This window comes from Marilutibacter aestuarii (assembly GCF_006546775.1).
Taxonomy (GTDB): Bacteria; Pseudomonadota; Gammaproteobacteria; order Xanthomonadales; family Xanthomonadaceae; genus Marilutibacter; species Marilutibacter aestuarii.
Map to the genome: position 1 here is coordinate 1 of NZ_VICE01000019.1, position 5,782 is coordinate 5,782.

5 protein-coding genes are annotated in these 5,782 nt (G+C 67.1%); all 5 read left to right on the forward strand.

What is annotated here, in order from left to right; genetic code table 11:
* Positions 1-640 precede the first annotated feature (640 nt).
* Entirely contained in the window at positions 641-1,744 is a 1,104-nt protein-coding gene (locus FKV25_RS02560) for a Glu/Leu/Phe/Val dehydrogenase dimerization domain-containing protein (RefSeq protein WP_141517231.1), read from the forward strand.
* Positions 1,745-1,965: 221 nt separating this feature from the next.
* Complete coding sequence (locus FKV25_RS02565) at positions 1,966-3,123, forward strand: isovaleryl-CoA dehydrogenase (protein WP_141517232.1); 1,158 nt, start codon at positions 1,966-1,968, stop codon at positions 3,121-3,123.
* Between the two features lie 171 nt (positions 3,124-3,294).
* On the forward strand, positions 3,295-4,476 hold the full coding sequence (locus tag FKV25_RS02570) for a thiolase family protein (protein ID WP_141517233.1): 1,182 nt from the start codon (positions 3,295-3,297) through the stop codon (positions 4,474-4,476).
* Positions 4,477-4,624: 148 nt separating this feature from the next.
* The gene (locus FKV25_RS02575) at positions 4,625-5,002 is read left to right on the forward strand and encodes a hypothetical protein (protein ID WP_141517234.1); all 378 of its coding nucleotides are present in this window, start codon (positions 4,625-4,627) and stop codon (positions 5,000-5,002) included.
* Between the two features lie 178 nt (positions 5,003-5,180).
* On the forward strand, positions 5,181-5,576 hold the full coding sequence (locus tag FKV25_RS02580; protein WP_141517235.1) for a hypothetical protein: 396 nt from the start codon (positions 5,181-5,183) through the stop codon (positions 5,574-5,576).
* Positions 5,577-5,782 lie beyond the last annotated feature (206 nt).

The following is a 5,782-nucleotide window of genomic DNA, read 5'->3' on the forward strand; positions in this document are numbered from 1 at the left end:
CCTACGGGCTGGATCCCAGCGTTCGCTGGGATGACGGGTGTGTAGAGCGCGGGGCGGGATGGGGGGCAAAGATGGGTTGCGCTTCGCTTTACCCATCCTACGGGCCAAGGGGGTCTCCGCGAGCCGCGATCAAGGTGCCCCCCGTAGGGTGCAATAAGCGAAGCGCATTGCACCTTGGGATGTCACGGCGTGGGACCGTGTCTGGTGCAATTCGCGTTGCTCATTGCACCCTACGAGGTCTGGAATGACGGGGGTGTAGAGCGCGGGGGATGGGGGTGCAAAGATGGGTTGCGCTTTGCTTTACCCACCCTGCGTACTCCATGTCGTCATCCCAGCGAACGCTGGGATCCAGCCTTTGCCGGGACGCGGCGGCAACGCATGGGCAGAACCACCGACGTGCGCTCGGGACGATTCGCTTCCCCTGACTGAACAGCCCCATATGCCGGAAAACCGGGGGTTTCATGCCGCAGCGCAGCATCTTTCCATACCTATCCGTATCCGACTAATGGATTAGACTAGCGCCCGCCGGAACGGCTGATGGCCGCTTCCTGGGCAGCACGAATCCCCAAGATTCAACTACTTACAAAAATCTGTCGACGTTGCGCATCACGCGCGGACATACGCCGGCACGGAGCACCCGATGATTTTCGAAACCCTCGAAAGCTACGGCCACGAGCAGGTCGTGTTTTGCCACAACAAGGACGCGGGCCTGAAGGCCATCATCGCGATCCACAACACGGTCCTGGGCCCGGCGCTGGGCGGTACGCGCATGTGGCCGTACAAGACCGAGCAGGACGCGCTGAACGACGTGCTCCGCCTTTCGCGCGGCATGACCTACAAGAACGCGGTCGCCGGCCTCGACATCGGCGGCGGCAAGGCCGTGATCATCGGCGATCCCGCCAGCGACAAGTCCGAGGCCCTGTTCCGCGCCTTCGGCCAGTTCGTGCAATCGCTGGGCGGCCGCTACATCACCGCCGAGGACGTCGGCATCGATGTCAACGACATGGAATACGTGTACCGCGAGACCGAGTTCGTCACCGGCGTGCACCAGGTCCACGGCGGTTCGGGCGATCCCTCGCCGTTCACCGCCTACGGCACCCTGCAGGGCCTGATGGCCGCGCTGAACAAGCGCTTCGGCGACGAGGAAGTCGGCAAGTACAGCTACGCCGTGCAGGGCCTGGGCCATGTCGGCATGGAATACGTGAAGCTCCTGAAGGAGCGCGGCGCGAAGATCTTCGTGACCGACATCAACCAGGGCCTGGTCGACAAGGCCGTGTCCGAGTACGGCGCCGAGGCCGTGGGCCTGGACGAGATCTACGACGTCAACGCCGACGTCTACTCGCCCTGCGCGCTGGGCGGCACCGTCAACGAGCAGACCCTGCCCCGCCTGAAGGCGAAGGTCATCTGCGGCGCGGCCAACAACCAGCTGGCCAACAACGCCATCGGCGACGAAGTGGCCAAGCGCGGCATCCTCTACGCCCCCGACTACGCGGTCAACGCCGGTGGCGTGATGAACGTGGCGCTGGAGATCACCGGCTACAACCGCGAGCGCGCGATGCGCATGATGCGGACGATCTACCACAACCTCACCCGCATCTTCGAGATCGCCGAGCGCGACGGCATCCCCACCTACAAGGCAGCCGACCGCATGGCCGAAGAGCGCATCCAGGTGATGGGCAAGCTGAAGCTGCCGATGGGTCGCACCACCCCGCGCTTCCAGGGTCGGATCCGCGGGGGGCATTGACCTGGGCGGCGTCCAGGTCAATCCCCGGCCCGGCGCAGCGCGCCGGGCGTTCGGCGGGCCCGCGTGGCATGCCACGCAAGCGGGCCCTCCTTACCCCCGCCGCTATCGCGGCGCCCCCCTTTACCCAAGGGGGGTTGGGGACTCCGGAAACGTTGTGATGGTCTTCGGACCCGCTCCGGACACGAATCACCAATCACGAACCCCCAATAACGGATACCCCCATGCGTCCATTTCCCCTGGGTGACGAGATCGATGCGCTTCGCGAGGCGGTGCGCCGCTTCGCCGAGTCCGAGATCGCGCCGAATGCCGAGCAGATCGACCACGACAACGCGTTCCCGCAGGCGCTCTGGCCGAAGCTGGGCGAGATGGGCCTGCTGGGGCTCACCGTGCCGGCCGAGTTCGGCGGCAGCGAGATGGGTTACCTCGCCCACCTGGTGGCGATGGAGGAAATCTCCCGCGCGTCGGGTTCGGTCGGCCTGAGCTACGGCGCGCATTCCAACCTGTGCGTCAACAACCTCTACGCCAACGGCAACACGGCCCAGCGCGAGAAGTACCTGCCCAAGCTGTGCAGCGGCGAGTGGAAGGGTGCGCTAGCGATGAGCGAGCCGGGCGCGGGCTCGGACGTGGTCGGCTCCATGAGCTGCCGCGCCGAACTCAAGGGCGACACCTGGATCGCCAACGGCAACAAGATGTGGATCACCAACGGCCCCGAGGCCGACGTCCTCATCGTCTACATGCGCACCGCCAGCCGCGAGCTGGGTTCCAAGTGCATGACCGCCTTCATCATCGAGCGCGGCATGAAGGGCTTCTCGACGGCGCAGAAGCTCGACAAGCTGGGCATGCGCGGGTCCAACACCTGCGAGCTGGTGTTCGACAACTGCGAGATTCCCGCCGAGAACGTGCTGGGCGAGGTCAACAACGGCGTCAAGGTGCTCATGAGCGGCCTCAACACCGAGCGCCTGGTGCTCAGCGGCGGCCCGTTGGGGCTGATGCAGTGCGCGATGGACATCGCCCTGCCCTACGTCCGCGACCGCCGCCAGTTCGGCCAGGCCATCGGCACCTTCGGCCTGATGCAGGGCAAGATCGCCGACATGTACACCGCGCTGCAGTCCAGCCGCGCCTTCGCCTACCAGGTCGCGCGCGACTACGATGCCGGGCACAAGAGCCGCGTCGACGCCGCCAGCTGCCTGCTGCACGCCTCCGAGGCGGCCGTGCAGGTCGCGCTGGAGGCGATCCAGTCGCTGGGCGGCAACGGCTACATCAACGAGTACCCCACCGGCCGCATCCTGCGCGATGCCAAGCTGTACGCGATCGGCGCCGGCACCAACGAAATCCGCCGCATGCTGATCGGCCGCGAGCTGTTCAACGGCAACAGCTGAAGGGCGCGCGCCTGTCACGCGCGCGTCGCCGGACGCGCGCGATGATCGGCGCGACAAGGCGCGCCGCATGTCCTGAATCCCCCCTCGCCCCGGGTTTGCCGCAGTGCAGCACCGGGTCGCATAATCGGAGGATCGACCGCAGGGTCGTCCCCGCTTCGCAGGAGTCCCCACATGAGTGACGTTGTCATCGTCGGTGCCAAGCGCACCGCCATCGGTTCTTTCCTCGGCCAGTTCACCGGCGTGCCCACCCCCGCCCTCGGCACCGCCGCCATCACCGGCGCGCTCGAGCAGGCCGGCGTCGCCGCCGACCAGGTCGACGAGGTCATCATGGGCTGCGTGCTGCCGGCGGGCCTGGGCCAGGCCCCGGCGCGCCAGGCCGCGCTCAACGCCGGCCTGCCGACCTCGGCCGGCTGCACGACCATCAACAAGGTCTGCGGTTCGGGCATGAAGGCGGTGATGCTGGGCCACGACCTGATCAAGGCCGGTTCGGCCAGCGTCGTCGTCGCCGGCGGCATGGAGTCGATGACCAATGCCCCGCACCTGCTCAACAACTCGCGCACCGGCATCCGCTACGGCAGCGCCGAGTTCCTCGACCACATGGCCTGGGACGGCCTGACCAATCCCTATGACGGCAAGGCGATGGGCGTGTTCGGCGACGCCACCTGCGCCGAGTACGGCCTGGACCGCGAGGCCGTGGATGCCTATTCGGCCGAGAGCGCCGCGCGCGCGCAGAAGGCCCAGGCCGACGGCGTGTTCAAGGACGAGATCGTCCCGGTGACGGTCAAGACCCGCAAGGGCGAGGTCGTGGTCGACAGCGACGAGGAGCTGGGCAAGATCGACGCGTCGCGCATCCCCACCCTGCGCGCCGCGTTCGGCAAGGACGGCGTGCTCACCGCGGCGTCTTCCTCGAAGATTTCCGACGGCGCCGCCGCCACCGTGCTGATGAGCGCCGACGAGGCCACGCGCCGCGGCCTGACCCCGGTCGCGCGCATCGTCGCCCACGCCGGCCATGCGCAGGCGCCGGAGTGGTTCACCACCGCGCCGGTCAAGGCGATCTCCAACGTGCTGGAAAAGGCCGGCTGGAAGGTCGAGGACGTGGACGTGTTCGAGATCAACGAAGCCTTCGCCTGCGTGGCGATGGCGCCGATCAAGGACCTGGGCATTCCGCATGAAAAGCTGAACGTCCACGGGGGCGCCCTGGCGCTGGGCCATCCGATCGGCGCAAGTGGCGCGCGATTGATCGTCACCTTGCTGAACGCGCTGCAGAAGCGGGGCGGCAAGCGCGGCGTGGCCTCGCTGTGCATCGGCGGCGGCGAAGCGACCGCCATCGCCATCGAGCTTCACAAGGCTTAACCAATAATTAACTTAACAGGGCATCCACCTCGCTGAAGATCGCATGCCGGAAGCACACAAGCCGCTTGACACGCGTAATGGGCTTGTCATCATGTTATCGGCGCGCTTCTGCGCGTTGCCCAAAATTAAACGACGAGGATTTTGAATCATGACCATGAACAAGGCACTGCTTGCCCTTGCCCTGGGCTTCGCCCTGGCAGCCTGCTCCAACCAGCAGCAGGCCGAGAACGCCGCTGCGGACGCTTCCGAAGCCGCGACCGAAGCCGCTGAAGCCGCCACCGCTGCCGCCGAGACCGGCGACAACATCGGCGCCGACGCTGCCCAGGCTGCTGCCGACCAGGCCGCCGAGGCCGCCGAGGCTGCTGCTACCTCGGCCGACGCTGCTGCCGCCGCCGGCACCGAAGAGGCTGCCGACGTGGCCGCCGACATGGCCGACGAAGCCAAGAACGTCGCCGAGGACGCGCAGGACGCGGCCGAAGACGCGAAGGACGCGGCTGAAGACATCCAGGACGCCACCGAGCACTAATCGCGTCCATTGATTGTCCCGGGAAGGGCCGCCGGCCAGCCGACGGCCCTTCCTTGGTTTCAGGCCCCGCGTTTTCCAACGATCATGCCCCCCACGCACGCACGGCTCAGTTTTGTCGACAGTGCATTGACGGCAGGTCCGTTCTAATCGACTCAGCCCTTACCGATCTGGAGACACCATGAACAAGAAGCTTTCCATCCTCGCCGCTGCCGCCGTGTTCGCCCTGTCGGCCTGCACCAACGAAACCCCGACCGCCCAGAACGAAGCGGCTGAAGCCGAAGCCGCCGCGCAGGAAGCCGGTGCCGCTGCCGCCGACGCCGTCGATGCCGCTGGCGACGCCGCTGCCCAGAGCGTGGACGCCGCTGCCGCCGCCACCGGCGAGGCTGCTGCCGAAGTCGGCAACGCCGTGGAAGACGCCACCGACGAAGCCCGCGCCGCTGCCAACGAAGCCACGGCCGACGCTGCTGCCGCCACTGCCGAGGCCGCCGACGCGACCGCCGACAAGGCGCAGGAAATCGCCGACGACGCCGAGGCCGCTGCTGCCGAGGCCGACGCCGAAGCCGACAAGTACTGATCCACGGCTTGTCGACACTGCTGTACGAAAGGCCGCGCACCGCGCGGCCTTTTTTTGTGCCTGGCGTTTGGTGGCGGGCGTGCCCTGCCCCGCGCCATCCCGCCATGCGTTGCCGTAGGGTGCAATAAGCAAAGCGCATTGCACCGCGGGCCGCCGCAGGCACCCAAACCACTCGCAACCACGGGATGGACCAGGCAAAGCGATAC

What these genes read in the sequence shown, in the direction of transcription:
- FKV25_RS02570 (WP_141517233.1), top strand. Translation starts at nt 3,295, where the DNA reads ATGAGTGACGTTGTCATCGTCGGTGCCAAGCGCACCGCCATCGGTTCT.
- FKV25_RS02575 (WP_141517234.1), top strand. Translation starts at nt 4,625, where the DNA reads ATGACCATGAACAAGGCACTGCTTGCCCTTGCCCTGGGCTTCGCCCTG.
- FKV25_RS02580 (WP_141517235.1), top strand. Translation starts at nt 5,181, where the DNA reads ATGAACAAGAAGCTTTCCATCCTCGCCGCTGCCGCCGTGTTCGCCCTG.
- FKV25_RS02560 (WP_141517231.1), top strand. Translation starts at nt 641, where the DNA reads ATGATTTTCGAAACCCTCGAAAGCTACGGCCACGAGCAGGTCGTGTTT.
- FKV25_RS02565 (WP_141517232.1), top strand. Translation starts at nt 1,966, where the DNA reads ATGCGTCCATTTCCCCTGGGTGACGAGATCGATGCGCTTCGCGAGGCG.